1 protein-coding gene is annotated in these 255 nt (G+C 53.7%); it reads right to left on the bottom strand.

Features of this window, described 5'->3' with window-relative positions; all coding sequences use genetic code 11:
• A partial coding sequence (locus ACUHMQ_RS21675) for a transposase (RefSeq protein ID WP_445297432.1) occupies positions 1-255 on the bottom strand: 255 nt, incomplete at both ends.

Genomic DNA, 255 nt, shown 5'->3' with positions numbered 1-255 from the left:
CAAAGCCATCCTTGATCTTGGTCGAAATATGGCATGAACGGCGCAGCTCCCTTTGTACAAAATCCACCGTCGTCCCTCGATAGCCAGCATCCGCCGAGAAAGCACGTATGCTCGGCCACCTTTCCAGTACATGAGCCAAAATCCCCGGCCCAGCCTTGGTATCGTGCCGATTCGCAGCATGAACCTCAACATGAAGCAGATTGCCCAGTGTATCCACCACGATATGCCGCTTTCGCCCTTTGATTTTCTTGCCGC

The sequence above is a fragment of the Chitinimonas violaceus genome (assembly GCF_052601015.1).
Note: the sequence above shows the minus strand (reverse complement) of the source record. Positions and strands in the feature narration are given on the sequence as shown.